Source organism: Anaerolentibacter hominis (assembly GCF_032380675.1).
GTDB lineage: Bacteria > Bacillota > Clostridia > Lachnospirales > Lachnospiraceae > Anaerolentibacter > Anaerolentibacter hominis.
The window spans coordinates 59,326-85,289 of the sequence record NZ_JAWDIX010000003.1 but is presented as its reverse complement, the minus strand read 5'-3'; the positions used below and the strand labels follow the sequence as shown (position 1 = coordinate 85,289).

The 25,964-nt window shown below is 46.7% G+C and carries 21 protein-coding genes; 12 read left to right on the top strand and 9 right to left on the bottom strand.

The window, feature by feature from the left end; all coding sequences use genetic code 11:
* Nucleotides 1-364: 364 nt before the first annotated feature.
* A complete protein-coding gene (uxuA, locus tag ABCW47_RS11765; protein WP_343210128.1) occupies nucleotides 365-1,408 on the bottom strand; it encodes a mannonate dehydratase in 1,044 nt (347 codons plus the stop codon).
* A gap of 272 nt (nucleotides 1,409-1,680) precedes the next feature.
* Between uxuA and ABCW47_RS11760 the strand changes: the two genes are divergently transcribed.
* The 3 genes from ABCW47_RS11760 to ABCW47_RS11750 all read left to right on the top strand — a co-directional run bounded on the left by ABCW47_RS11760 (nucleotide 1,681) and on the right by ABCW47_RS11750 (nucleotide 5,125).
* Complete coding sequence (locus ABCW47_RS11760; protein WP_343210127.1) at nucleotides 1,681-2,511, top strand: Cof-type HAD-IIB family hydrolase; 831 nt, start codon at nucleotides 1,681-1,683, stop codon at nucleotides 2,509-2,511.
* Nucleotides 2,512-2,599: 88 nt separating this feature from the next.
* Nucleotides 2,600-4,096: a glycerol kinase GlpK gene (glpK, locus tag ABCW47_RS11755; RefSeq protein ID WP_343210126.1), complete on the top strand. Its 1,497-nt coding sequence runs from the start codon at nucleotides 2,600-2,602 to the stop codon at nucleotides 4,094-4,096.
* A gap of 243 nt (nucleotides 4,097-4,339) precedes the next feature.
* A complete protein-coding gene (locus ABCW47_RS11750; RefSeq protein ID WP_343210125.1) occupies nucleotides 4,340-5,125 on the top strand; it encodes a hypothetical protein in 786 nt (261 codons plus the stop codon).
* 110 nt (nucleotides 5,126-5,235) lie between these two features.
* Here ABCW47_RS11750 and ABCW47_RS11745 read toward each other — a convergent pair whose 3' ends face one another.
* The 3 genes from ABCW47_RS11745 to ABCW47_RS11735 form a co-directional block, all read right to left on the bottom strand.
* On the bottom strand, nucleotides 5,236-5,721 hold the full coding sequence (locus tag ABCW47_RS11745) for a QueT transporter family protein (protein ID WP_343210124.1): 486 nt from the start codon (nucleotides 5,719-5,721) through the stop codon (nucleotides 5,236-5,238).
* A gap of 262 nt (nucleotides 5,722-5,983) precedes the next feature.
* Nucleotides 5,984-6,472, bottom strand: coding sequence for a PIN domain-containing protein (locus ABCW47_RS11740; RefSeq protein ID WP_343210123.1), 489 nt, complete (start codon nucleotides 6,470-6,472; stop codon nucleotides 5,984-5,986).
* Complete coding sequence (locus ABCW47_RS11735) at nucleotides 6,465-6,716, bottom strand: UPF0175 family protein (RefSeq protein ID WP_343210122.1); 252 nt, start codon at nucleotides 6,714-6,716, stop codon at nucleotides 6,465-6,467. Before ABCW47_RS11735 ends, ABCW47_RS11740 begins: the two co-directional genes overlap by 8 nt.
* A 721-nt stretch (nucleotides 6,717-7,437) precedes the next feature.
* On the opposite strand from ABCW47_RS11735, the gene ABCW47_RS11730 reads away from it, so the two are divergent.
* The 6 genes from ABCW47_RS11730 to ABCW47_RS11705 all read left to right on the top strand — a co-directional run bounded on the left by ABCW47_RS11730 (nucleotide 7,438) and on the right by ABCW47_RS11705 (nucleotide 14,997).
* Nucleotides 7,438-8,907, top strand: a complete 1,470-nt coding sequence (locus tag ABCW47_RS11730; RefSeq protein ID WP_425516084.1) for a sugar ABC transporter ATP-binding protein — start codon at nucleotides 7,438-7,440, stop codon at nucleotides 8,905-8,907.
* A gap of 1 nt (nucleotide 8,908) precedes the next feature.
* On the top strand, nucleotides 8,909-9,943 hold the full coding sequence (locus ABCW47_RS11725) for an ABC transporter permease (protein ID WP_343210120.1): 1,035 nt from the start codon (nucleotides 8,909-8,911) through the stop codon (nucleotides 9,941-9,943).
* A 101-nt stretch (nucleotides 9,944-10,044) separates the two neighbouring features.
* Nucleotides 10,045-11,136: a sugar ABC transporter substrate-binding protein gene (locus tag ABCW47_RS11720; RefSeq protein WP_343210119.1), complete on the top strand. Its 1,092-nt coding sequence runs from the start codon at nucleotides 10,045-10,047 to the stop codon at nucleotides 11,134-11,136.
* Between the two features lie 169 nt (nucleotides 11,137-11,305).
* The gene (locus ABCW47_RS11715) at nucleotides 11,306-12,199 is read left to right on the top strand and encodes a sugar phosphate isomerase/epimerase family protein (RefSeq protein WP_343210118.1); all 894 of its coding nucleotides are present in this window, start codon (nucleotides 11,306-11,308) and stop codon (nucleotides 12,197-12,199) included.
* Between the two features lie 198 nt (nucleotides 12,200-12,397).
* Nucleotides 12,398-13,480, top strand: a complete 1,083-nt coding sequence (locus ABCW47_RS11710; protein WP_343210117.1) for an anaerobic sulfatase maturase — start codon at nucleotides 12,398-12,400, stop codon at nucleotides 13,478-13,480.
* The gene (locus ABCW47_RS11705) at nucleotides 13,477-14,997 is read left to right on the top strand and encodes a sulfatase family protein (protein WP_343210116.1); all 1,521 of its coding nucleotides are present in this window, start codon (nucleotides 13,477-13,479) and stop codon (nucleotides 14,995-14,997) included. The genes ABCW47_RS11710 and ABCW47_RS11705 overlap by 4 nt, the downstream gene beginning before the upstream one ends.
* Nucleotides 14,998-15,096: 99 nt before the next feature.
* Here ABCW47_RS11705 and ABCW47_RS11700 read toward each other — a convergent pair whose 3' ends face one another.
* Nucleotides 15,097-15,291, bottom strand: a complete 195-nt coding sequence (locus ABCW47_RS11700) for a DUF378 domain-containing protein (protein ID WP_343210115.1) — start codon at nucleotides 15,289-15,291, stop codon at nucleotides 15,097-15,099.
* Between the two features lie 196 nt (nucleotides 15,292-15,487).
* On the opposite strand from ABCW47_RS11700, the gene ABCW47_RS11695 reads away from it, so the two are divergent.
* Nucleotides 15,488-17,299, top strand: coding sequence for a serine hydrolase domain-containing protein (locus tag ABCW47_RS11695; protein ID WP_343210114.1), 1,812 nt, complete (start codon nucleotides 15,488-15,490; stop codon nucleotides 17,297-17,299).
* A 154-nt stretch (nucleotides 17,300-17,453) separates the two neighbouring features.
* Here the strand turns inward: ABCW47_RS11695 and ABCW47_RS11690 are convergent, their stop codons facing one another.
* The 4 genes from ABCW47_RS11690 to ABCW47_RS11675 all read right to left on the bottom strand — a co-directional run bounded on the left by ABCW47_RS11690 (nucleotide 17,454) and on the right by ABCW47_RS11675 (nucleotide 22,555).
* Nucleotides 17,454-18,416, bottom strand: coding sequence for a carbohydrate kinase family protein (locus tag ABCW47_RS11690; protein WP_343210113.1), 963 nt, complete (start codon nucleotides 18,414-18,416; stop codon nucleotides 17,454-17,456).
* Nucleotides 18,417-18,430: 14 nt separating this feature from the next.
* On the bottom strand, nucleotides 18,431-19,471 hold the full coding sequence (locus ABCW47_RS11685) for an aldose epimerase family protein (protein WP_343210112.1): 1,041 nt from the start codon (nucleotides 19,469-19,471) through the stop codon (nucleotides 18,431-18,433).
* A 79-nt stretch (nucleotides 19,472-19,550) separates the two neighbouring features.
* On the bottom strand, nucleotides 19,551-20,981 hold the full coding sequence (locus ABCW47_RS11680; protein ID WP_343210111.1) for an L-fucose/L-arabinose isomerase family protein: 1,431 nt from the start codon (nucleotides 20,979-20,981) through the stop codon (nucleotides 19,551-19,553).
* Between the two features lie 296 nt (nucleotides 20,982-21,277).
* A complete protein-coding gene (locus tag ABCW47_RS11675) occupies nucleotides 21,278-22,555 on the bottom strand; it encodes an ROK family protein (RefSeq protein ID WP_343210110.1) in 1,278 nt (425 codons plus the stop codon).
* Nucleotides 22,556-23,244: 689 nt separating this feature from the next.
* On the opposite strand from ABCW47_RS11675, the gene ABCW47_RS11670 reads away from it, so the two are divergent.
* Both ABCW47_RS11670 and ABCW47_RS11665 read left to right on the top strand, forming a co-directional pair.
* Complete coding sequence (locus tag ABCW47_RS11670; RefSeq protein ID WP_343210109.1) at nucleotides 23,245-24,360, top strand: galactose ABC transporter substrate-binding protein; 1,116 nt, start codon at nucleotides 23,245-23,247, stop codon at nucleotides 24,358-24,360.
* A gap of 95 nt (nucleotides 24,361-24,455) precedes the next feature.
* Complete coding sequence (locus ABCW47_RS11665) at nucleotides 24,456-25,958, top strand: sugar ABC transporter ATP-binding protein (protein ID WP_343210108.1); 1,503 nt, start codon at nucleotides 24,456-24,458, stop codon at nucleotides 25,956-25,958.
* Nucleotides 25,959-25,964: the final 6 nt, after the last annotated feature.

Here is a 25,964-nt window from a genome sequence, read left to right as displayed (position 1 = left end):
AAGAATAGATACTTTCATTGTACCGGACATCTGTACCAAAGGCCAGGTCCATTCTGTTTTTTAACCCTTTTCTTTCCTAATTTCATTATCTGCGAAAAAATGCGCCTCGACTGCATTAAAATAGTCAAGGGGATCTGCTATAAACTTGAGGCAGACCGATGAAAAAGTTAAAAACATCCTTTGGCGTCAGTAAAAACGGAATTATTTATCACCATCTTGTTGAGTCGACCGGCAGCCCTGTGAGAAAATAAAGAACGGCATAACAATAAGCCGGTCCGTCAGCAGATTGCCTTTCTGCTTCCGAACCGGCTTGTTCACAGTATCGGGCAGGCCCACAGGCCCGCCCGAAAATCCCTGTTATACTTTAATCACATACCTTCTCCAGTGTCTCCCAGATGCCATTCAGATAAGCGGCACCCAGAGCCCGGTCATACAGGCCGTAGCCCGGTCTTCCGGTCTCTCCCCAGATCATTCTTCCATGATCCGGACGGATATAGCCATCAAAACCATTCTTATAGAGCGCTTTCATAATTCCCACCATATCCATACTGCCGCAGGCGGAAAAATGAGCGGCTTCCTCAAATCCATTGTCCAGAATCTTTACATTTCTCATATGCATGAAATGAATCCGGCCCATCTTGGAATATTTGTCAGCCAGGTGTACCATATCATTCTTGCAGGAACATCCCAGGGAGCCTACACACAGTGTCAGTCCATTATAAGGGCTGTCCACCAGCTTTAACATCCTGTCCAGATTCTCCTCACAGGTGATGATTCTGGGCAGTCCGAAGATATCCCATGGCGGATCATCCTGATGGATCGCCATCTTGACATCATATTCTTCACATACCGGAATAACGGCCTTCAGGAAATACTCCAGATTGTTCCACAGATCCTCTGAGGTAATATTGGCATAGTCTGCAAATACCTGCGCCAGCGATTCTTTGGTATAGCTGGAATCCCAGCCCGGCAGTGACAATTCACCGGTGAGAGGGTCCATCTTCTCCAACTGCTCCTGATAGTACACCAGGGCGTTGGAACCATCCGGCAGCTCCTTGTCCAGCTGTGTTCTGGTCCAGTCGAATACCGGCATAAAGTTGTAGCAGATAACCTTGATTCCTGCTTTTCCTAATCTGCGGATATTTTCTTTATAATTCTCAATATAACGGTCCCGGCTTGGCTTGCCAAGCTTGATGTCCTCGTGAACCGGCACGCTCTCGATGACGTCAAAGTCCAGACCGGCGTCCTCAACCATTTTTTTCAGTTCGGCGATGCTCTCTTCACTCCAGACCTCGCCGACCGGTACGTCATAGACTGCGGTCACGATTGCTTTCATATTTGGAATCTGGCGGATTTTCTCCAGTGTAACCGCATCGTCCGCGCCGTACCAGCGAAATGACATTTTCATGGTGTTCATCTCCTTTTTCTCTTTTTTATTTATACCCGTTCTGACGTTGGGCGTATGGCTTAAGTATAGAAAAAAACCGGTGCTTTGTCAATGAAAGCCAGGTTACGGCTGCGGGAGCCTTTCTGTCTTCTGCCGCAAAGAGACTGTGCGTAAATTCGGCCGGGACTCGCATTTCCCGGCTATCTATGCTATACTTTTCATAGACTTAGAACCCTTTATACTCCGGCATGAGACCAGGAGTCAAGGGTATGTATAGCGAGGGAGGGCGTTCCATGGCAGAGATTAAAATGATAGCGCTGGATTTGGACGGTACATTGTATACCGATGATAAAAAGATCAGTGACAGAAATCTGGCGGCCTTAAAGAGGGCGGTGGAGAAGGGAATCTATGTAGTGCCCACCACAGGGAGGGTTTACAGAAGGCTTTCGAAGGAACTGTACCGGATTGAGGGCCTGAAATATGTGGTGATGACCAACGGAGCATCCATCATGGATATGGACACCAGGGAATATATTTACCGGGATCTGATGCCTATGACGAAGGTGAGGCAGCTTTTGAAGGAGTTTGAACAGTTCGATCTGATGCCGGAGGCCAATGTAGATGGATACGTGATCGTGGAGGATCAGTTTTATTCCAGGGAGAAGCTGCTGGAATACGGGATTCCGGAGGGATATCTGGAGGCGGTTATGGAGAGCAATGTGCCCACATCCAGCCTGAAGGAATATTTTAAGGACAAGGACTATAAGGTGGAGAAGATCAACGTGATGTTCCGGACTTTGGAGGAACGGCAGCGGGCCAAGGACTATTTTGACCGTGACCCGGATCTGAAGGTAACTTCTTCCCTGAAATATAATCTGGAAATTAATATGAAAACGGCGACCAAGGCATCCGGCCTGGAGCATCTGGCGCAGCTTCTGGGTTTTACCAGAGAAAATGTTATGGCCTGCGGGGACGGGCTGAATGATGTAGATATGATTCAGTACGCCGGGCTGGGCGTGGCCATGGCCAACGCGCTGGATGTTGTGAAGGAAAATGCCGATTATATCACGCTGACCAACATGGAGGACGGTGTCGCGGCGGCGGTGGAGAAGTTCTGTTTGTAACGGCCTGAGAAATAGCATTGACCGCGGCGGAGAATTGCAGATTCTCGGTGCGTTCCTTAGAAAAAACATTTCGGAATGGAGGAAGACAATGGGCGAATATATTATGGCACTGGATCAGGGAACAACCAGTTCCCGCTGTATTATTTTCAACAAGAAGGGTGAAATTATCATCACGACCCAGAAGGAATTTACCCAGATTTATCCGGAAAACGGCTGGGTGGAGCATGACCCCAATGAAATCTGGTCATCCCAGCTGAGTGTGCTGACGGAGGCGAAAGCGCAGATGGGGATAGACCCGGATCAGATCGCGGCAATCGGGATAACCAACCAGCGTGAAACCACAATCGTGTGGGACCGCCGGACTGGTGAGCCGATCTATAACGCTATTGTATGGCAGTGCCGCCGCACGGCTCCGGTGGTAGATAAGCTTGTGGCCGATGGGTACGGCGACATGATCAAGGAGAAAACCGGGCTGATCGCCGACGCTTATTTCTCCGCCACGAAGATCGGCTGGATTCTGGACAATGTAGAGGGGGCCAGGGAGGAAGCGGAGAAGGGGAACCTGATGTTCGGAACCGTGGATACCTGGCTGATGTATAAGCTCTCCGGCGGAGAAATCTTTGCTACCGATTATACCAACGCATCCAGAACCATGCTCTATAATATCCACGAGCTGAAATGGGATGAGGAACTTCTGAAACTATTCCGTGTCCCGGCCAGTATGCTTCCTGAGGTAAAGTCCTCCAGCGGGCTGTTTGGCTATACCTCCATGGCAAATATCGGCGCCAGAATCCCCATCGCCGGGGTGGCGGGGGATCAGCAGGCCGCCCTGTTCGGCCAGTGCTGTTTTAAGCCTGGGGATGTGAAGAATACATATGGAACCGGCTGTTTCCTTCTCATGAATACCGGGGATAAGGCGGTGAATTCCAAGAACGGCCTGCTCACCACCATAGCGGTGGGCATTGACGGGAAAGTAGAGTACGCCCTGGAGGGAAGTATCTTCGTGGCGGGAGCGGTAGTTCAGTGGCTGCGGGATGAGATGAGAATGATCCGGACGGCGGCGGAGACAGAGAAACTGGCCCTGTCTGTGGAGGACAGCAACGGTGTCTATATTGTACCTGCCTTTACTGGCCTTGGAGCGCCTTACTGGGACGCCTATGCCAGAGGCTCGGTGTTTGGCCTTTCCAGAGGCACCAAGAAGGAGCATTTTGTACGGGCTGCCCTGGAATCCCTGGCCTATCAGACCTGGGACGTGATCCAGGCTATGTCGGAAGATTCCGGCATTAAGCTATCTTCCCTGAAGGTGGACGGCGGTGCCAGCGCCAATAATTTTCTCATGCAGTTTCAGGCTGATATTTTAAATACCATCGTGGAGCGGCCGGTTGTGATCGAGACGACGGCTCTGGGAGCGGCATATCTGGCGGGTATTGCCGTGGGCTACTATAAGAACAGGGATGAGGTCAGGAGAAACTGGAATGTAGGCGGGACCTTTGTGCCAAGCATGTTCAGTGAGAAGAGAGAGAAGCTTCTGAATGGCTGGAAGGATGCCGTGGGCAGAAGCGCGGGATGGATGAAAGGGCAGTGAAGAAGGAAGAGGGATGAATGAAGAATGAGTGAAAACCGCAGCGCAAGCTGCGGGTGAAAGGTTCCTTCGGAAGTGAAAATGGGCCAAAGCATAAATGCTTGTGCCCAGTGAAAAAGGACGGAGTGAACATTGCGGCAGGACCGCAAGTGAAAAAGTTCGTCAGAAGATAAATGAAGATGATTTTTCGTTTGGCTTATTAGTGTTTTAGCGTGTTCACCTGAAGAGGACGGAGGAAGATAGCGGATGAGATGGGCAAAAGTTATGCTGACTTCAGTTCTCTGCGTCTGTTTACTGTCGGGATGCTCTAATCATGATTATGGCCAGTTGGTAGCAGAGCCAGAGCAGCATTCCAATGATGTGGGCCAGAGTCTAAAGGAAAAAGCGGCCATGCATAAAGGCCAAATAGAAATTTTATTTGAGCTCGAGGATGAGATGGAACGTGGCTATGCTGTGCAATATGATATTTACAAATGCCCTGTAGATGCATTTGAAGGAGAGATTACACAAGTTTCGGATATCATACGAAAGCAGTATGAAAATCATGTTGAATGGTCCAGTACATCACCTGATTATTGGGCGAAAGACTTTGAATCAGTAGCTGCCCTGCGGAAGTATTTAGGCTGTGAACTTATGTTTTTTCCAGAGTGGGATATCGCAGAAATGAGTACTAAGCTTACAATTTATGGAAAGAGAGAAGGCAGTTTGGAACGGCTGCATACAGAAATATGGTATCAAACGGATAACATAACTATGCAGGCAGTATCTTCCGTTTATACAGAAGACGATTCCCAGGATAATGTGTTTTATCGTATAGGGGATAAAAATCAAACCTATGAGGTAAGTGAATACATGGCGGAGTGCGGACAGCAATGTACCATAGTAACAAACAGTGCTAATTTGAGAGGTTATCTTGGCAAGGATGGTTACATGATTAAAGATGGTGTATTGTATAATCTCCATATGGCGTATCAGGAAGAGTACGAAGCAGAAGCACAAAATAGAATGAAGCAATGGTATGATTTATACTAGGGAACATAACGGAGGGATGCAGTCTTATCCCATATTTGAAAATAACATGAAATAAAAGGCATACACATCAGCAGTTTTGCTGAAGGTGTATGCCTTTTTATTTTAGCTTTTTATGAAAATAACTGTTCTTTGTATTTTTCCAGAGCGAAGAGAAGCAGCATACCCAGCACGCCGCAGGATATGATTTCTCCCATTCCAACGGTGGCCATCAGGTAGGGATAAGCATCCGGGACACCGTAGCTTGCCCGCAGCACCCAGGGGACGATGAGCGTATTGGCGATGATCGGCGGCAGCGGGACCAGCCATCTGATTTTCCGCAGCAGGTAGGAGCCCACGGCACCAAGCAGTGTTGCGGCAGTCCCGAAGATGATATCAAGCAGGGAACAGCCAGTCAGAATGTTGCTGAGCAGGCAGCCTGCGGTGACTCCGGGTATCGCCGCTGGTGTAAAGTACGGCAGTATGGTCAGGGCTTCTGACAGTCTCACCTGGATCACTCCGTTCGCCAGGCCAAATGCATTGGCTATGTAGGTCAGGACGACATAGACGGCCGCGATCATGGCGGCCCTGGTTAAAAATGCAGCTTTTTTGTTTCTCATATTCAATTCTCCTTTAGTTTTGTTTTACGTCAGGAAGGTCTCGAACTGACGAATTCTGTGTGCGGAAAGCCTTACGATCCTTGGTTTTCCAGCTTTTCTATATTATCACAGGGGATGGGGAAATGCAACGGATACTCCGGCTGAATTTAGTTTACAAGGGGCCTGACCCAAACAGCATTAAGGTAAATATAAAAGGCCCATTAAAAATTTCTTAATGGGCCTTTCGTGAATGCATTTAAAAACTAATACGATTGAAATAGAATTAACATTCGCCAGCTTGTTCTAAAACTATTTTCTTCAATTGTACACTGATGTAAAATCCATTGTTCTGCATATTTTCAATAATTGGAGCAAGTTCAGTAATATATCCTTCACGTTTTGCCTTCAATAAAACACCTATAGTTCCTGTAACTGTTAATCCTAAAAACTTTGCTGTTTTTTTCGCAGCGTTGTCGTCAATAATTACTAAATCGGCTTTCTTTTTTTCCTGAGCCAGAATCATGACCTCTACTTCGCCATCATGAAGCTTTGCTTTATACATTTTCCTATCTGAATCGTTATGAACTTTTTCGACATGAATCCAATCCAGGGACTCCTTCAATAACTGACAGGCAGAGTCAGGCTTTTCAGTAACTTCGTCAAATACAGCTTGGGGAATATAGATCTCTTTATATAATTTCCTTAGTAAATCCAGCTTGCCAACACTACAAAGGACTATCAATGGAGTTGAATTAACCATCACTCTACGCATTATTTAATTCCTCTATAAATTCATCTCCATCAAACTGAAAAATACTTACACCATTTGTTCCCAGATATTTAATAAAATCTTCCTCTGTCATTCCCGCTATCTGCGCACAATAACCAATAGATACGTTATTCTGCGTATAGTATCCAAGAGCCACAACTCGTTGTGCAAATGCGGTGGCTTCTTCCTGATTCATATGGGTATCATATAAAACGGCATCAGGTATTTTAATTGATATTTGACACATAAGTTCTGCCTCCTTCCATAGAAATAATTCTTAATTACAATATATCATGATTCCAACTGACATTCAATATGATTCTATTGGCTTAATGCCTGATAAATAAAGGGACACAGGCGGATAAAAGCGAATTTTAGAACCTGCCGTGTTACCTTTACTCCATGTGCATCTTTGCACGTGTCATTCCTTTGTCTATCGACATTATCTCGCGGCTGGCAGGCATCTCCCATCATCGACCTCTCAAAGTGTGTGTGATAAATAGGTTCTGCCACCTAAAGTTGAAACCCTTTTCTGAAATATTTGCAAATTTGCATTTATTTGTGCATTTCAAAAGATTTTTCTCTTGCATTTCCTTGATCAAAAGTAAAAATATCCGCATGGTTGGTGGATTTTCGGCATAATCAAACTATTTCTCGATATGTTAAAAAATAATTGACAATTTTATACCGGGGGGGGTATAATGGGATAAAATAAATGATAAGCCTGCTGTTTTCGTATCTTGGTTAGAAAGTTTCGAGATTGACTAAGAATTATCAGATCTAAGATAAGAGTTATTTCTTAATAACCATGCTCTGACTTAAAAAATCTATTCAGCAGTTACAGCTCCGGTTCCGGGAAACACCGCAGATACACAGGAGTACCGGAAGGAAACTAAGACTGCACATATATATCATCATAAAACCGTTATAACGGAGGTGTAATAGTGGCGAATGAAAATGTATTAGTAATGTCAAACATTGACAAAAGGTTTGCCGGTGTACATGCCCTGGACCATGTAACCTTTGAACTGCGTAAAGGAGAAGTACATATTCTTATGGGTGAAAACGGCGCAGGCAAATCTACGTTGATGAAGATTCTGGACGGCCTGTATACGGCAGACTCCGGAACGATCGAGATCAGCGGCCAGGTCGTGGAGATTGATTCTCCCTTAAAAGCGAGGGAGCTGGGGGTATCCATGATTCACCAAGAATTGTCCATGTGTGAGAACATGACAATCGCGGAGAATATTTTCCGAGGTGAGGAAACCGGAAAATACGGTGTGGTCAATTTCAAAAAAATGTATGAGGAAGCGCAGCAGATTCTGGATGATATGAACCTGAATCTGAATGCTCATACGAGGGTCAGGGATTTATCCATTGCTCAGCAGCAGATGGTAGAGATCGCCGGAGCGGTTTCCCACAACGCCAAGATCGTGATCATGGACGAACCGACGTCGTCCCTGACAGAGGTTGAGATTGCGGAGCTGTTTAAGATCGTGGCGGATCTGAAGGCGAAGGATACGGGAATCATCTATATATCCCATCGTATGAATGAGACGTTTGATATCGGAGACAGAGTAACTGTCATGCGTGACGGTACCTATGTGGGCACCATTAATGTGGCCGATACCAACGAGGATGAAATCATAGAGATGATGGTTGGACGTACCATTACGGAAATTTATGAAGGTGAGCGTGCGGAGGGCGGAGAGGTCATTCTGGATGTGGAGCACTTCACGAACGAACGGCTTAAGGACTGTTCCTTCCAGCTCAGGAAGGGTGAAATTCTCGGGTTTTCCGGTCTGGTTGGCGCAGGGCGGACCGAACTGATGAGAGCAGTCTTTGCTCTTGACAAGATCGAATCCGGAACAATGACTCTCTTTGGCAAACAGGTCCGGTTTAAAACGACACAGGATGCTATTGACGCAGGAATCGGAATGGTTCCGGAGGACCGGCGCGGATGCGGCCTTGTACTGGGACACAGCGTGGGGACAAACCTGACAATTGCGGTGCTCAGCCGGTTTATCAAAGGATTCAAGGTGGATAAGAAGAAGGAGTGGGAGATTATCGATGAGTACAGACAGAAACTTTCGATAAAAACCACCGGGCCGGATCAGGCCTGCGGAGACTTATCCGGCGGCAATCAGCAGAAAGTAGTTATCTCCAAGTGGCTTGCCTCGGAACCCAAGATCCTGATTCTGGATGAGCCTACCCGTGGTATTGATGTGGGTGCCAAGCACGAAATTTATCAGCTGATGCGAAAACTCGCCAGTGAAGGAGTTTCTATTATATTTATTTCCAGCGATCTTCCTGAAATCATCAATATGTCCAGCCGTGTTGTCATAATGCACGAAGGAAAGATAGCCGCTGTTATAGATGGGGCGAAGGAAGAATTTACTCAAACCAAAATAATGCGCTATGCAACAGGAGGAAAGTAAGATGGCAAAATCGAAAAAAACTACGTCAAAATCATTTTTGAACAGGATAAAACAGTATTCAGGCGCTCTTATCATTCTGGCTGTGCTGGTGGTTTTCCTGGCATTTACTACAAACACCTTCATGAGGGTAAATAACCTTCTTTCCGTGTTAAGTAATATTTGTGTAAATGGTCTTCTTGCGGCAGGTATTACCTGCGTTATCATCATCGGATGTATCGACTTGTCCATTGGTTCCACCGTTGCTGCGACCGGCGTTGTTGCAGTTGTTCTGAATACTACATATGGCTGGAATGTTTGGGTATCCATTATAATCGCTGTCTTTGCAGGCGGTATTGTAGGTGCAATTAACGGGACGATTCGCGCGAAGACGATGCTGCCTCCATTTATTATCACTTTGGCCATGCAGCAGACAATCCGCGGTGTCGCTTATGTATTTACAGGAGGTTCACCGGTTATTTCCATTGATAAAACCTTCAATGAAATCGGTAAGGCCAGCTGGCCGGTAATTACCGGATCTGACGGCACAGTACTCTTCGGAGGACTCCCGGTAATCTTCTATATTATGCTTGTAGCTTTGATCATTGTTAGCCTTATCCTGGGACGAACCCGCCTTGGGCGGCATATGTACGCGGTCGGCGGCAACATGGAAGCGGCTAAACATTCCGGTATTTCTTATACCAAGGTTTCACTCGCCGCATATACCATCATGGGTTTCATGGCCGGACTTGCCGGCGTCATCATGGCATCCCGTCTCTACTCCGGGCAGCCGACGATCGGTACGGATTACGGTACAGACGCCATTGCGTCCGCGGTACTGGGCGGTACGGCATTCGGAGGTGGTTACGGTACCATTACCGGTTCCTTTATCGGCGCCTGTATCATCGGCGTACTGAACTCCGGTATGACCCATCTTAAGATCGACAGCTACTGGCAGATGGTTGTGAAAGGAATCCTGATTCTGATTGCGGTTTACTTCGACTCCATCAAAGACAAGATTAAATACAAAAAGAAGAAAGTAACAGGTGCTGTAGCGTAAAGGCTGGCATATGCCGGTGAAAGCCCGGCGGAAAATTTATTTGAAGTATATTATGTGATCATATAGAAAAATGAAAATGATATCTATCAGGGAGGAGAAAAATGAAAAAATCTAGATTACTTGCTCTTTTACTTGTAATGATACTTATTGTCTCTACACTAACCGGCTGTGCGAAAAAGGGGGATGATGCTGCTGATCCTTCTACAAGTACAACACCGCCGGCAACAACCGATGATAAGGATAAGGACACAGAAGATAAAGCGGACGATACCAAGGATGCCGTTGCTACCACGCTTGCCGATATGAAAGAGGACGCAATGATCGGTCTGGTAGTTAAGGATTTAACCGCTCTGTTCTACACCTCTATTGCAAATGGTGCGAAACAGGCCGTGGAAGAAATTAACAAAGAATCCGGAAGAAACCACGAGCTGGTTATCTGCGATGACAAGGGTGAGCTTGCCAACGAGCTTGCCAATGTACAGGATCTGATCAACATGGGATGTGATGTCATGATCTTTGTGGCAATGGACCCTTCCAGTTCCGTACCTGCATATGAGTTATGTCTCGAGCAGGAAGACATGATTACCGTTATCGTTGATGCTCCTTGCGATGGCAGTGAGAAATGTGACGCTGTTATCGTTTCTGATAACTACGAAGCAGGCCGTCTTGAGATGGAAAAGCTTTGTGATAAGATCGGCGGAGAAGGCAATGTTGTTCTGATTTCCGATTCTACCAACCCGAATGCGGCGATCCGTGAGAGCGGTGCAAAGGATGAACTTAAGAACTGGCCGAAGGTAAAGGTTCTGGAAACCCGTGATATTAAATCTTCTGTTGAGAATGCGCTTACAGCAATGCAGGATCTTCTGAATGTATACGTGGATGATGGAATTGACGGTGTATGGTGCTTCTCCGATACACCTGCACAGGGCGCTGTTTCAGCAGTTCAGTCCCAGGGCTACGGCGACAAGATTGTTGTAACCGGTATTGATGGAAATGCTACGGCAAAACAGTTGATCCAGGATGGCCAGATGTATGGTTCCGCAGCACAGTTCCCGAACATGCTGGGATATAACGGCGTTTATGTCGGACTGAACATCATGATTGGCAATAAGCCGAAAGATCAGACAACTTATGTCGGAGTTGAATGGATTGATAAAGACAATGTAGCTGACTACATTGACGAAGATCAGTAAGAACGTTTTACATAATAAAATGTGAACCGAACGATACGAAACTAAAATAAAAAATTCTATATGATCATACTTTATAAATTCCTGCCCGTATTATGCGGGCAGGAAGTACTGTAACAATAATGTTGTATATAAATAAAAGAAAATTAAGGAAAGCAAGGAGAGTTAAAACATGAATAAAATTGGCCTCCATAATGGATTTTGGCGCGGCACAGAAGCTCAGGATGCCGGATTATACAAACTGTTGGAACTGACGAATAAGACGACTTGTGAAGTAATTGAAATCGGACCGGATTTACTGCTTGGGATGACACCAGCAGAGCGGCTTGACTTTAAAAAGGCTCTTGCGGATATGGGTATGGAACTTTCAATCAACGGCGGCTTTACCAATCAGAATGACATTGCCGCTGACGATCCTGCTATCCGGCGTATCGGTATCGAGTGGGCTAAGAATGTGCTTCAGGCTATGTATGAAGTAGGCTGTGACCGCTGGAGCGGCATCAACTACTCTGAATGGCTCCGCCGTCCGGCAGTACCGGATCTTACTCCTGAATATAAGGATCATGTCCGCGGTCTCAGTATTGACAGCATGCGTGAAATTATTAAGACTGCTGAGGATTGCGGCGTGAATTATTGCTTTGAAATCGTAAACCGTTTTGAACAGTTTATTATGAATACTTCGGCAGAGGGAGTCAGCTTCTGTGAAGATGTGGGATCTCCCAATGCGAAGCTGCTGTTAGATACCTTCCATATGAATATAGAGGAAGACAACATTGCGGATGCAATCAGATATGCACAGGAAAAGGGCCGTCTCGGACATATCCATGTCGGCGAATCAAACCGCCGTATTCCTGGATTTGACGGCAAGACACATATGGACTGGGATACAATTATGGGCGCTATGAAAGACAGCGGCTACCAGGGCTATGTCGTAATGGAACCATTTATGAAAATGGGTATGACAACAATCTGCTGCTGGCGTGATTTAAGTCACGGCGCAGATCTTGCAACAATGACGGATTATGCGAAGAAGGGTGCCCAGTTCCTGCGCAGCAAGCTTGCATAGTACATATTACAATTCAATTCAGTTTTCATGTGCTCCTCAATCTTTATAAAAAGGTCAAAAGGCCACACAGCGTAACTGCTGTGCGGCCTTTTGGTTTTTTGCAGGAATGCGGCGCTTGACAAGCTGCTGTATGTAAGATACGTTTAAGAAAGACAGCAGCAAGTACGCCGAGGCGTACTCAAAATCAGGGAGCGGAAGATGAGACAGATAAATTTACTAATAAAACCGGTGTCCGGAAGCTGTAATTTAAACTGTGCCTACTGTTTTTATAAGGACGAGATGTCAAACAGGGAACAGCCGGATTACGGGATTATGTCGGAGCAGGTACTGGAGGAAATTATTCAAAAAGCCCTGCAGAAGGATACCAGGGCCTGCACAATCGGTTTTCAGGGCGGGGAGCCTCTTCTGGCAGGACTTCCCTTTTTCCGCCGGGCGGCTGAATTGGCCCGCCGGTACCAGGGAAATACCCGGGTGGAATTTACCGTACAGACGAACGGAAGCCTGATCGACGACCAATGGGCTGATTTCTTTGCAGAGCATCATTTTCTGGTTGGAATTTCTCTTGGCGGACTTCCAGAGATCAATGACAGGTGGAGGGGACAGGGAACATACAAGAAGACCATGGATGCGGTTAAGATTCTTCGGGAGAAACAGGTGGACTTTAATATCCTCACGGTGGTCACGGAGGATATTGCCCGTAATGCCGGAAAAATCTATAAGACTTATAAACAAAACGGTTTTTATTACATGCAGTTTATTCCCTGTCTGGACCCGCTGGGTGAGTGGGGAAAGCAGAAGTACTCGCTGAAACCGGAATCCTACGGCGCCTTTCTGAAGGAACTGTTTGACTGCTGGTATGCGGATCTGGCCAGGGGAGAACTGCTCTATATCCGGTACTTTGAGAACCTGGTGGGAATGCTGCTTAAAAATGTGCCTGAAAGCTGCAATATGCGCGGCATCTGCGGGATGCAGAATATTATAGAAGCGGACGGCAGCGTATACCCCTGTGATTTTTACGTGCTGGATGAGTATAAGCTGGGGAATATAAAGGAAGATTCTTTTGAAATTCTCGGTGAGCGGTTTCAGAAAAGCAGCCTTCTGGCGGAGTCGCTGGAAAAGAGCCCTGCCTGCAAAGAATGTGATTGGAAGTATCTGTGCAGGGGAGGCTGCCGGAGGAACAGAGATCAGGAGACGAACAGGGATATATTCTGCGAGTCATATAAGATGTTCTTCCCCTATGCATACCGCCGCCTGGTTCAAATTGCAAGGAGCTGCATGTGACGAAGCAAGATGGGAAAGGAGAGAAGATGGATAGAAAACCCAATGTAATATATATACTGGCGGATGATATGGGATACGGGGATGTATCTGCGTTTAATGAAAATGCCGGTTTTCAGACGCCGAATCTGGATGAGATGCGTGAGGAAGGGATTGCCTTTACGGATGCCCATGCGTCCTCTGCGGTATGTACGCCGTCCAGGTACAGCATCTTAACAGGCCGGTATAACTGGAGGTCGAGGTTAAAGTGCGGTGTTATGAGCGGATATTCCAGCCCGCTGATCGAGGAAGGCCGTATGACGGCCGGACATTTGTTCCAGGAGAACGGCTATGTGACGGCGGCCATCGGGAAGTGGCATCTGGGTATGGAATTTAAAAAAGACGATACTTTTGTGGAAAATGAGGAATACGAGGTCTGCCCCGGGGTGGATTATGCGGGTAAAATTGAAAAATCCCCGATCACGAATGGATTTAACTATTTTTACGGGATCAGCGCATCCCTGGATATGCCTCCCTATATTTACATAGAGAATGACAGATTTACGCATATGCCGGATCATGAGACAGAAAATACCGGCAAGCAGTTCTGGAGAAAGGGGCCGGCAGCGCCTGACTTCGTACATGAGGATGTGTTGCCCCATTTGACGGAGAAGGTGCTGGACAAAATTGAGGAATATAAAGACAGGCCGTTTTTTATTTATTTTCCCATGCCCGCGCCGCACACGCCGATCCTGCCGTCCGCAGAATTTTTGGGAAAGTCCGGTACGAACGAGTACGGGGATTTTGTGTTAATGTGTGATGCTGTGGCAGGTAAAATATCAGACAAGTTAAAAGAGCTCGGATTATATGAAAATACGATAGTCATCTATGCATCGGATAATGGCTGTGCCCCCATGGCCGATTTTAAGGAGCTGCTGGCTGCGGGGCATAACCCCAGCTATGTCTTCCGGGGACACAAAGCGGATATTTATGAGGGAGGCCACCGGGTACCGCTGATCGTCCGCTGGCCCGATCTGATTCCGGGCGGGCAAAGGTGCGATAAGCTGGTCTGCCTTTCTGACTTTTTCGCCACAATGGCCGATTATTTGGGAGCGGAGATTCCGGAGGACGCAGCGGTTGACAGTGTAAGCAATCTGCCTCTGTGGAAGGATGCCGATACCCCTTCTGTCAGAGAGGATGTGATTCATCAGAGCATGAACGGTTCCCTCTCCATACGAAAAGGGAAATATAAGCTGGAGATGTGTCCTGGCTCCGGCGGCTGGTCATACCCCGCGCCGGGAGAAGAGACAGATGAGATGCCTCAGTTCCAGCTGTACAATCTGGAAACGGATATCGGGGAAAAGCATAATGTTATCGCGGAGCATCCTGCTGTTGCGGAGTATTTAAAAGGAATTCTGTTAAATGATATTCGACGGGGCCGCAGCACACCTGGACCCGATCAGAAAAATGACGGAGCCGAAATCTGGGATGCGGTGAAATGGATGGAGAGTGAACAGGCAGGCGTTGCTAATAAGGTGTAAGTAAACAATATAAAAACAGAACCGGGCTATATTTTATTTATAGTCCGGTTCTGTGTTCTCTATAGCACAAAAAATAAGTAATCACAAGGGTCAAGAAGATCAGTCACCTAACCAGCCGTTGTCAAAGATCAGATAGATACCGGCCAGACCTACTAGAGAATAGATGATACGGGAGATGACAGACATCTGACCGAAGATCCAGGCAACCAGGTCGAAACGGAATGCTCCTACTAATAACCAGTTAATTGCTCCTATGATAACTAAAATATAGGAAATAATACGCACTGCTTTCATAACAATGACTCCTTTCCAAAATCCATTTGCCAATAGTATCGGAAAGTTCAGTAAGAGATATACTGGAAAATATTGGATTAAGCAGCAGGAATATGTTACAGTGGATAAAAGAAGGTAATCGTGTGAAACTATATTTGATACTTATTTTTAAATGATAAGCGGCAGCTGGCTAAAATGCTTCGGTATGGAGGAAATTATGGCGGCAAAGACCAAAAACGGGACGAGAGAACTGTTGAAAATGATAATGGCAGGAGATAACAAAGTAAGTCCGATTCTGCCCTACACACCGCAGAAAATGCGTTTTGACAAAGAGGCAGATCCGGGTGAGCCGCTGCCCAGAAGTACACCGGAATCACAGGGCATTTCTTCCTTCTTGCTGCGCCGTTTCCTCACCAGCCTGATGAACGACAGAGAAGTTAACGCTCACGGTATTATGGTCCTGAAAAATGGAAACGTAATTTGTGAAACCTCTTTTGCGCCTTACGAACAAAACACATGGCATGTTATGTATTCCCTAAGCAAAAGTATTACAGGTCTGGCAGTCGGACTGCTGATTGACGAGGGAAAACTTTCTCCGGATGAGAAGGTGCTGGATATATTAAATTATAAGGTATCTCCTTTTGCCCTGCTGCGCCATAAAAATCTCACGGTACGTCATCTGCTTATGATGAGCAGCGGTACCGTTTTTAATGAGGGCGGCTCAGTGACGGAGGAAGACTGGGTGACAGGATACCTGGAGGCTGCGGTAAAGTTCGAGCCGGGAGAGAGATTCTACTATAATAGTATGAATTCCTATCTGCTCTCCGCGGTAGTTAAGATCAGAAGCGGGCAGGGGCTGATGGAATATCTGGGGCCCAGGCTCTGGGAACCTTTGGATATCAGAAAGGCATACTGGGAGACCTGCCCCCGGGGAATTGAGAAAGGGGGTTGGGGGCTTTATCTGAGGCTTGAGGATATGGCCAAGATCGGTCAGCTGTATCTGCAAAGGGGAAACTGGAAGGGAAGGCAGCTGGTCTCAGAACAATGGATTAAAGAATCTACCCGCAGACAGATAAAGACCAGGGAAGAAGATCTGTGTGACTATGGATATCAGATCTGGACAATGAGAGACGACAAAGGTTTTATTTTTAATGGCATGCTGGGCCAGAATATCATAGTCTATCCGGAGAAAGATATGGTGGTTGCCACCACTGCCGGAAATGATGAAATGTTTATGGACAGCAATATGATCCGAATTATCCTGGAGTTCTTTGGCGGAGATTTTAAACCGCAGGACAAGCTGCCTGAAAATACAGCGGAGTATTCCCGGCTGATCAGCCTGGAACAAAAACTATCCGGCCATGCTTCGGTGGCGGAGTTTAGCCGGAAACGGGGAGGCTGGCCGGGGAAAAAGGTAAGGCAGGCAGGCCCGAGCAAAAACTGCTTTGCAGAGCAGCTGCGCTGGCTGGATGGGAAGCGTTATCAGATGGAGGATACACGGGCGTCCTTCCTGCCTCTGATGATGCAGGTGGTACACAACAATTATTCCGAGGGGATTCATACGCTTTCCTTTGAAAGAAAAGGAAAGTGCCTGCTGTGCACCATAGCGGAGGAAAATGCGGATTATCCGGTGCTGCTGGGGATCGGCAGGGCTGAATATCAGGAGATAAGGATCAAGAAAGATGTTTACCGGATCGCAGCACGGGGAGATTTTGCCAGGGATGAAGAAGGAAGAATCGTTCTGAAGATTAAAATAGATTTTCTGGAAGCGCCGAATACCCGGCTGATCCGGATTCACTTTGAAGCCGGTAGAATTCTGACCAAATGGGACGAAATACCCGGTACGCCGCTGATTGTAAAGGCATTGCCGGCTCTTGGGGGCCCCGGGCAGAAAAAACAGCAGCTACAGAAGCTTCTTATCGAACGGCTGGGTTCGGATTATCTGCTCTATCGGACCAGACAGATCATGGAGATTAAAGTGAACGGCAGATTAATATCCGCGGACCTATATGAAGTTTTAAACGAATAATTGCAGTATTGCAGGCTGGCCTGCTAAACTGCGGGAATATATAATATAGTCAAAAGACAGGCGGGCAGAGACCAGAAGGTCCTGCCCGCCTGCGGTATGAATGACGCGCATCCTGGAAATGGATGGTGCCATCAGAAAAAGAAAATAACCAATTTTAGCCGCGGTTTAATGCAGCACGCGGAGTACTGTTCATAAAATCCAGAACATGCTGCTCACTTTTTACGGTGAGATGGGCCCCGATTCCCAGAGCGTTCAGCGCGCCCACGCCGCAGGCAAAGTCCGCACATTCCCGGAGGGATTTGCCGCGGATCAGGCAGTGAGTAAAGCCTGCCACAAAGTTATCGCCGCAGCCGGTGGTATCCACGGGCTCAATCTGAAAAGGATCTGTATAAAAACGTTCCTGTGCATTTTTTACGAAGCAGCCGTCCCCTCCTAATTTTAATACGACATTTTTAACCCCCGCAGCCAGAAACCAGTCTGCAATCTTATCCGGGTCGGTTTCACCGGTTACATAGGTTGCTTCCTCCAGGCTCGGCATCATAAAGTCGGTGTAGGGGTACACATCGGAAATCGCCTCCGGACCGATTTTCTTTAAATCCGCGGTCATATCGGCGATGGTAATCGTACCGTACTTCCGGGCTTCCTTGAAAATTGCGGTAATACCGCCGTGATCCAGGCGTTCCAGACTGAACAGGCTTCCTACTGTGATTGCCCGGGCCTTCTGTACCAGTGAGAGATCCACATCTTCCAGCGTCAGGAAATAATCCTTTCCCATACCCAGAAGGAAAGAGCGGTTCCCATCCGGCTGGATCACACAGATGGCCAGGGGCATCCTGGCCCTGTCATCCCGGATAATAAGGGATAGATCCAGGGGTTCCTCGCTCAGACCGTCATAGATCGTATTTCCTACGGTGTCCGTACCGATCTTTACCAACAGGGCCGCCTTATCCCCCAGTCTCGCCAGAGTAACAGCCTCATTGTTGGCATCTCCGCCGGAGGAGAAGATAACCTGATCCGCTGTGCTGGCATCCCGCTCCAGGGCATCCTTAGGGATATTGGTCATCAGAATATCCTGTGCGATAAATCCGATGCTGATTACATCATATTGTCTTTCCACAGTCATTCCTCCTTTTAACGAATCGAGAATTTCCATACTGTTTTAAAATTCTGCGGGGAATCCTTTGTCACAACACAGGATGGAAAGGCGGGCTGATTGATGGAATCCGGGTAAAGCTGGGTTTCCAGGCAGAGCCCGCTGCGCCGCGGATGATAATATCCGTTTTTGCCTTTTGCCGTGCCATTCAGGAAATTACCGGAATAGAACTGAACGCCGGGGCTGGTCGTGGTTACGCTCCACTGGATACCGGTAACAGGAGAATACACGACTGCGGCAGGTTCTTCGTTCTGGTTCAGTACATAGTTATGATCGAATCCGCCCGCCATCTGTATCTGTGGGTAGGGATCATCAATATCCTTGCCCACTTCTTTTTCCGAAGTAAAGTCCAGCGGAGTCCCTGCTACAGGCAGCAGCGTGCCGGTGGGGATAAATTCACTGTCCACCTCGGTGATAGCGTCCGCGTTGATCTTCATGATATGATTGCAGATCGTATCGGAACCCGCGCCATTTAGATTAAAGTAGCTGTGATTGGTCAGATTGCAGATCGTCTCGTTCGTTGTCTCTGTGTGGTAATCCAGAACCAGTTCATTCTCCTCGGTCAGTGTATAGGAAACGGTTGCGGTCAGGTCTCCCGGATAGCCGCTGTCGCCGTCCGGGCTGAACAGGCGGAATACCACGCCGTCCTCTTTTTCCTCCACACAGTCCCAGTAACGGTACGCGTAACCGTTGGAACCGCCGTGCAAATGGTTGCTGCCGTCATTTTTTTCCAGAGAAATTGTATTACCGTTCCACTGGAATTCTCCCCGGTGAATACGATTTCCGTACCGGCCCACTACCACACCAAAACAGGTTGGGCTGTGAACATATTCATCGGCGGTGTCAAACCCCAGAGCCACATCCTGAATAATGCCGTCTTTATCGGGAACCAGAATGGAAACTACCGCACAGCCGATGTTGCACAGTGTAACGGTCATCTGATGATTGTTGGTAATAGTATAAAGGTAAACCTGTTTTCCTTCGGCAGTTTTGCCGAAAGGTTCTTTTTTAAACTGCATGATTTCCTCCCTTTCTATCGCTTTGTCAAGGAAAGCCACCTGTATAAGGTGGCTTTCCTGTAAATTACCAGCTCAAATCTTATCTTAACATAGCCTGAACTTCTTCTTCTGTCGGTTCAGCCATATCCGGAGTCAGAGCCGGAATGTACTTACATGCTTCATAGACGATCGGAGCAATGGAAGCGTGTACACCAGCCACATGATGGATATACGGTCCGGTTACAACCTTATGCTCCAGTTTCGGCCAGTCCTTAAATTCGATCCAGCCATAGGTTCCCTTGGTAGCAGGCCCCGGAACAGTCTTTCCTTCCGCAACCAGAAGAGAATATTTATCATCGGAACAGTCAAAACGTACTACAGTTACAGCGCTGTCCTCAATGAGGAAATTGCCTACTGCAGGACGGTTTTCATCGAAGTTGCAGCCAATCTGCGGTTTCTTTTTGCTGCTTGCCGTAGATCTCGGGAATACGCCGCAGTGCCAGAACAGCTCTGCATTGTCATTTTCCGGATGACGGATGGTGATATCGGCAAAGAAGGAAGCTTTCGTCCATCTGGTAGCGGCCTGAGCAATAACGGAAGTAATAGCTCCGTGGATATCACATTCGCAGATAACCGGCAGATGCTCGTCGGTCAGTTCCGAGAAGGTAAAGCAGGAAGCAATACCCGTCATGGACCTCATGGCATCCCAGCAGCTGGAAGCGATGGCCGATACCTGCATTTCCTCAGCCCAGCTCTTGATGGCGCATTTCAGAGCAGCTACACGGTAAAGATATTCCTCACCGACCTGAACATCAAAATCATCCCTGTAGTGCTGAACAACCGGTTCCAGTTCTTCTTTTCTGTTATTCAGATAATCATCGAAACGCTGCTGCATCTCAATCATGGTAATCGGGACAACTTCAATCCCGAACTGTTCCAGAAGCTGAAGCTCATTGCATTTAACAGACCAGAACGGTTCCGGTCTTGTACCGATCTGGCCGATGCGCAGATTGGTCATTGCCCTGACAACAGAAACAGCGCCCAGGAACGTATTCATTGTACGTTCGAAAGTCGGGTCATCAAAGGTACAGTTGGTCATATATGTATAGGGAACTCCGAACTGACGGAGAATCTTGCCGGTTGCCATCAGACCGCACTGGCTGTCTGTACAGCGATTGCCGTATTCATCGGGAGAAGGATCTCTTGGCGCCCAGAGAAGCAGAGGTTTGCCTACCAGTTTGCCGACCTTTGCGATAGCATCCTCAGTTCCGAAATTAACATGAGGAGCAAAAATTGCATCCACATTATTTGCCAGCATATAGTCGGCAACCTTCTGTGCGTCCAGACCACTGTAAATCAGGCCCTCATCATTCAGAAAATCAATATTTACAAAATCAATCCCCATTTCACGCAACTTCGCTTCTGTATCTTTTTTGCCCTTTTGTGCCACATCCAGATTACAGAAAAACTCACCGGAAAGATTCCTTCTTGTGGGAACAACGCCCAACTTGATTGCATTTCTCTTATCCATTTACTTACCCATTCCTTTCCTGAAGCAGACCTGCATTAAGGCGGTCTGAAATGCAGAGAATACCCTGCAGCTTCTAATTGTTCCGTGACGAAATGGTAAAAACCCATTCCATATATGATAACTGCAATGCCGCATAAAGATGCTGACATCTACGCCAGAGCAGACTGACAGTGAATCCAAATATACGTGCGAGGATTGATACGGACACTTACTTCCAGGACCCCACTGTCCGGGAAATAACTGCTGTCGGTCTGCGTCTGGCTGCAGTTGTCTGCGAATGAAATAGCCAGACGATCTTACGCCAGGACAGCCTCCCTGGATTCTGCTTTCTGCTGCCGGCCGCCATATTCCAGTGCCCGTGCCAGAAAATTATCCAGCATCAGATCAAAGGAATAGAAGGCCGCGCCCAGAGAGGGAGCCGAGCCGTCTAACTTGGAATAGAGGAGCTTTGTTGTAGAGTGCGGATATTTTTCATTCTGAAACGTCTCTTCCAGGATGTCCTGAAACACTTCTCTGTGGTTAATCAGATCACCATACAGAATAATTGCTTCTGGTTCCAGGATGGAGGCCAGAGAAGCAAAAGCCCTTCCCATCAATTCACCGGCCTGGAGAAATAATCTGCGGCACAGAGGATCACCCTGTTCCGCGCTGAGACGGATCGATTCATAATTCATGTCAAAGGTACTCTGGGTAAAATTAGATGCTTCACCCCTGTTCAGAGCTTCTGCATACTGCTGGACGATACCGTGCTTAGATACGTACATCTCCAGGCAGCCGCGTTTGCCGCAGTTACACAAAGTGCCGCCGGGGACAGCGGTTGTATGGCCAAGCTCGCCGCTGTTATTGCCGCGGCTGGTGAAAATCTTTGAATTTATCATCGTTGACATACCTGCTCCGCCATCCAGATATACTGCACAAGCATTCTTATACCTTTCCTGAAAAATTATTCCAAAATATTTCTCGGCCATAATGATACAATCCGGATCGTGGAACATAAAGGTGGGTATCTGAAACCGGGATTCCAGCGCGCTTACAATTTCCAGATTCTTCCAGCTTGGCTGATATACCAGATATTTCAGAATTCCCCGTTCACTGTCGATATTGCCCGGGGCCGAAAAACCGATTAACAATATATTTTTAATATGAATATAGGAAGCGAGGAGGGAATCGACAACAGTAATCAGCTGATGGATGACAGCCTCCGGCTTTAAAATAGCGGCAATACGGGATTCCAGAACTTCTCCTTTCAGGTTGAACAGAAGGGCCTTAACCATAGAAGTGTGAAGATCAATACCAACAAGATAGTTATCATCGGTATTGATATCCACCGTATAAGGAATCTTCCCCACATGGCCTGTGGGATTCGAGTTCTGTACCAAAATACCGGAACGGATAAGCATGCTGGTAGACTGGGATACAGCTCCCCAGCTTAAATTCGTATGTTCCTGGATCTGCTTTCGTTCAATCGGTCCGTATTTCTGAATTGTCCGGAATACCTTCCTGGCAGTCTGAACTTTAATGGAATTCTTATTCACCGTATTCGCTTTATCTTCAATTGCAAGAGTTATATTCATAGGTCGTGTTCCTTTCCTGAAGGTGATTCCTATATTTTATCACGAGAAACCATAAAAATAAAATAGGCAGGAATAAAACAGTAATAATGAAAGGACGGAATACGATGCCCCCCAAAAGCGGCAGACATAAACATATGGAAGGGGGTTCCCTGAATAAACTTCTCCGGTTAGGAGGCTTTACAGCCATTTTGCGGTGATAGCCGGCTTATGAAATCCGCCCGTCGGCGACATCTTTCAACCTGTGAAGATATCTTATTAGCCTGACTATATCACGGCATGATATAAAAAGCAAGAAGAGAATAAAAAAATATAAGAAAAAGAAAATGTTAAATATTTATCGTTAAATTAACCATGTAATAATGTCTGAATATAGTGCATAAATTAGAGAGTAGTAGCTATAAACAAAGAATGATACCGCAAAGAATGAAATGATGTGGGTTTAAATGAAAATTTCTGTCAAAAAATATTGACATGTATTGTGCAGGGAAGTATAATTAAGACACATAATATATCGTGACGTGATAAAAAGGATTGATAACTATAGCGGAATAGGTGAAGGACCGTAATATTCTGCGCTACCCCACGCTCATTCAGAACCTGTTTTAATGGGATATTTTTTTAAGTGGAGAAGAATATGAAATAAGAACAGGGACTGAAAAAACCTTTCAATAAGATTAGGAGGACGTAACATGAAGAAAAAAACAAAAAAGATCTTAAGCTTGCTGCTGGTACTATGTATGATGCTGTCATTAGTTGCCTGTGCCAAGGACGATGCTCCTGTTAGCACGGACGGTGACAAACAGGGCACAGAAGATAAGGCCGACAAGACCGACGAGGGAAACAAGGCAGATACCGGTAAGAAATTAAAATTTGGCGTGCTGATCCGTACATTCAGTGATACATATACCACAACCGTACGTACCAATATGGAGAAGTACATGAAAGAAGCCGGCATTGATTATGAGATCATGGATGCCAACGATTCCCAGGCTACTCAGAATGAACAGCTGGAATCCCTTCTTTCCAAGGGTGTTGACTGCCTGATTGTTCAGACTGTTAATGTGTCCGCTTCCGAGGGTATCCTGAATTCAGCGGTGGAAGCCGGCATCCCGGTTGTATTCTTCAACCATGAGCCGGATAAGCTGGAACTGCTGGAGAAGGAAGACACCACCGTATTTGTAGGAACCAACTCACCAGAAGCCGGCTATATGCAGGCTGATTTGTTCGAACAGTTCTGGGGCAAGGACGGCAACGGCTTTGACCGCAACAAAGATGGCGTAGCTCAGTGTGTTGTATTCCAGGGTTCCCCGGAATCTCAGGAAGCACTGGACCGTTCCCAGTATTGTATTGAAGGTGCTGAGGATAAGGGCTATAAATTTGAAAAATTAGCTGATAACTATCTGTGTAACTGGGATGCTACCCTGGCACAGGAAGCTATGACTGCTTTCCTTGGAACACATGAAGATGAAATCGAAGTTGTTTTCTGTAACAACGATTCCATGGCTGAGGGCGTTGTAGCTGCTCTGAACGCAATTGGCTATAACACCGGCAAAGAAGGAGATCCTTCGGTTCTCGTATTTGGTGTTGATGCAACTGACGCAGGAGTTCAGCTGATCGACGACGGCAAGATGCAGGGTACTGTTAAGCAGGACGGCGATGCAATGGCTAAGACAAATGTAGAGCTGGCAATTCGCTTTGCAAACGGTATGACTAAGAAAGAAGCAGTTGCAGATTACGGTTTAACTATATTTGACGGTGATAATGCTTCCGTACGTATCAATTATGCTGCATATACAAAACAGTAAATATTAGATGTCAGCCAATCTGTGGAAGGTGTCTTGCTTTGCATGGCGGGGCACCTTCCGCTTATATAAGAATGCGATGAAAGCGATGTGTTGGTATGAGTGAAGAAAAATATCTTTTGGAAATGGATGGCATTGAAAAGGCTTTTCCCGGTGTTAAGGCACTCGACCATGTTAGTCTCAAACTGAGAAAAGGCACGGTTCACGCGCTGATGGGAGAAAATGGGGCCGGAAAAAGTACTCTGATGAAATGCCTTTTTGGACTATATAAAAAGGATGCCGGAACGATCCTGATAGAAGGAAATGAAACCGAGTATTCAGACCCCAAGGATGCTCTGGTGCATGGAGTATCCATGGTGCATCAGGAGCTGAATCAGGTACTGCGAAGAAATGTCATGGAAAACATCTGGCTGGGACGCTTTCCGTTAAAGGCGGGCCTTATCAATCATAAAAAAATGTATGATGATACGAAAGCGTTAATGGATCAGCTGAGTATGGATGTAGATCCCAAACAGGAACTATCGACAATTTCGGTTTCCAGGCGGCAGATGATTGAGATTGCGAAAGCAGTTTCCTATAATGTAAAGATTTTAGTTTTGGACGAACCTACCTCTTCCCTGTCCACGGAGGAAACAGATAAACTGTTTGAAATCATCCGGATGCTGCGGGACCAGGGAGTCGGAATTATCTATATTTCCCATAAAATAGACGAGATTTTAAAAATATCAGATGAAGTTACCATCATGAGAGACGGCAGAAATGTCGTTACAGAGACGACGGAGAATCTGACTACAGACTTAATTATCAAGAATATGGTCGGACGTGATTTTTCCAACCGGTATCCTCCCAGAACCAATGTGGTGTCCGAGGAGGTTATGCTGGAGGTGAGGAATCTGACCGGCATGTATCCGCCGAATTGCCAGGATGTATCCTTTGAGCTTCATAAAGGAGAGATTCTGGGAATTTCAGGACTGGTCGGTTCCAGAAGAACGGAACTGCTGGAGACGATTTTTGGTGTGGCTCATCACAGCAGCGGTGAACTGATCAAAGAAGGAAAGCCGATTGTCAATCACAGCAGCCAGTCTGCATTGAAAAATGGTTTTGCCTATCTGACGGAAGAGCGGCGTGCAACCGGAATTTTTCCTCAGGCGGATATTACGTTTAACACAGTAATTGCCAATATCAGAAGCTATAAAAAAGGCGGTCTGCTTTCCTCCAAGAAGATGCAGGAAGACACCCAGCAGATGATCGAGGCGTTAAGCACCAAAACCCCGAGTCAGAAGGCAAAGATCCAGAACCTTTCCGGCGGTAACCAACAGAAGGTTATTATTGCCAGATGGCTTCTGATCAGCCCGGATATCCTTTTGCTGGATGAACCTACACGAGGCATTGATGTAGGTGCCAAGTATGAGATCTATGAATTGATTATTGATTTGGCCAAACAGGGCAAATCAGTTATATTCGTTTCTTCAGAAATGCCGGAGCTGCTGGGCGTATGCAACAGGATAGCAGTTATGAGTAATGGCCGGCTGGCCGGTATCGTAGAAGGGGAAGACATGAACGAAGAAGAAATCATGCGACTTTCCGTTAAGTATATTTGATAAGGA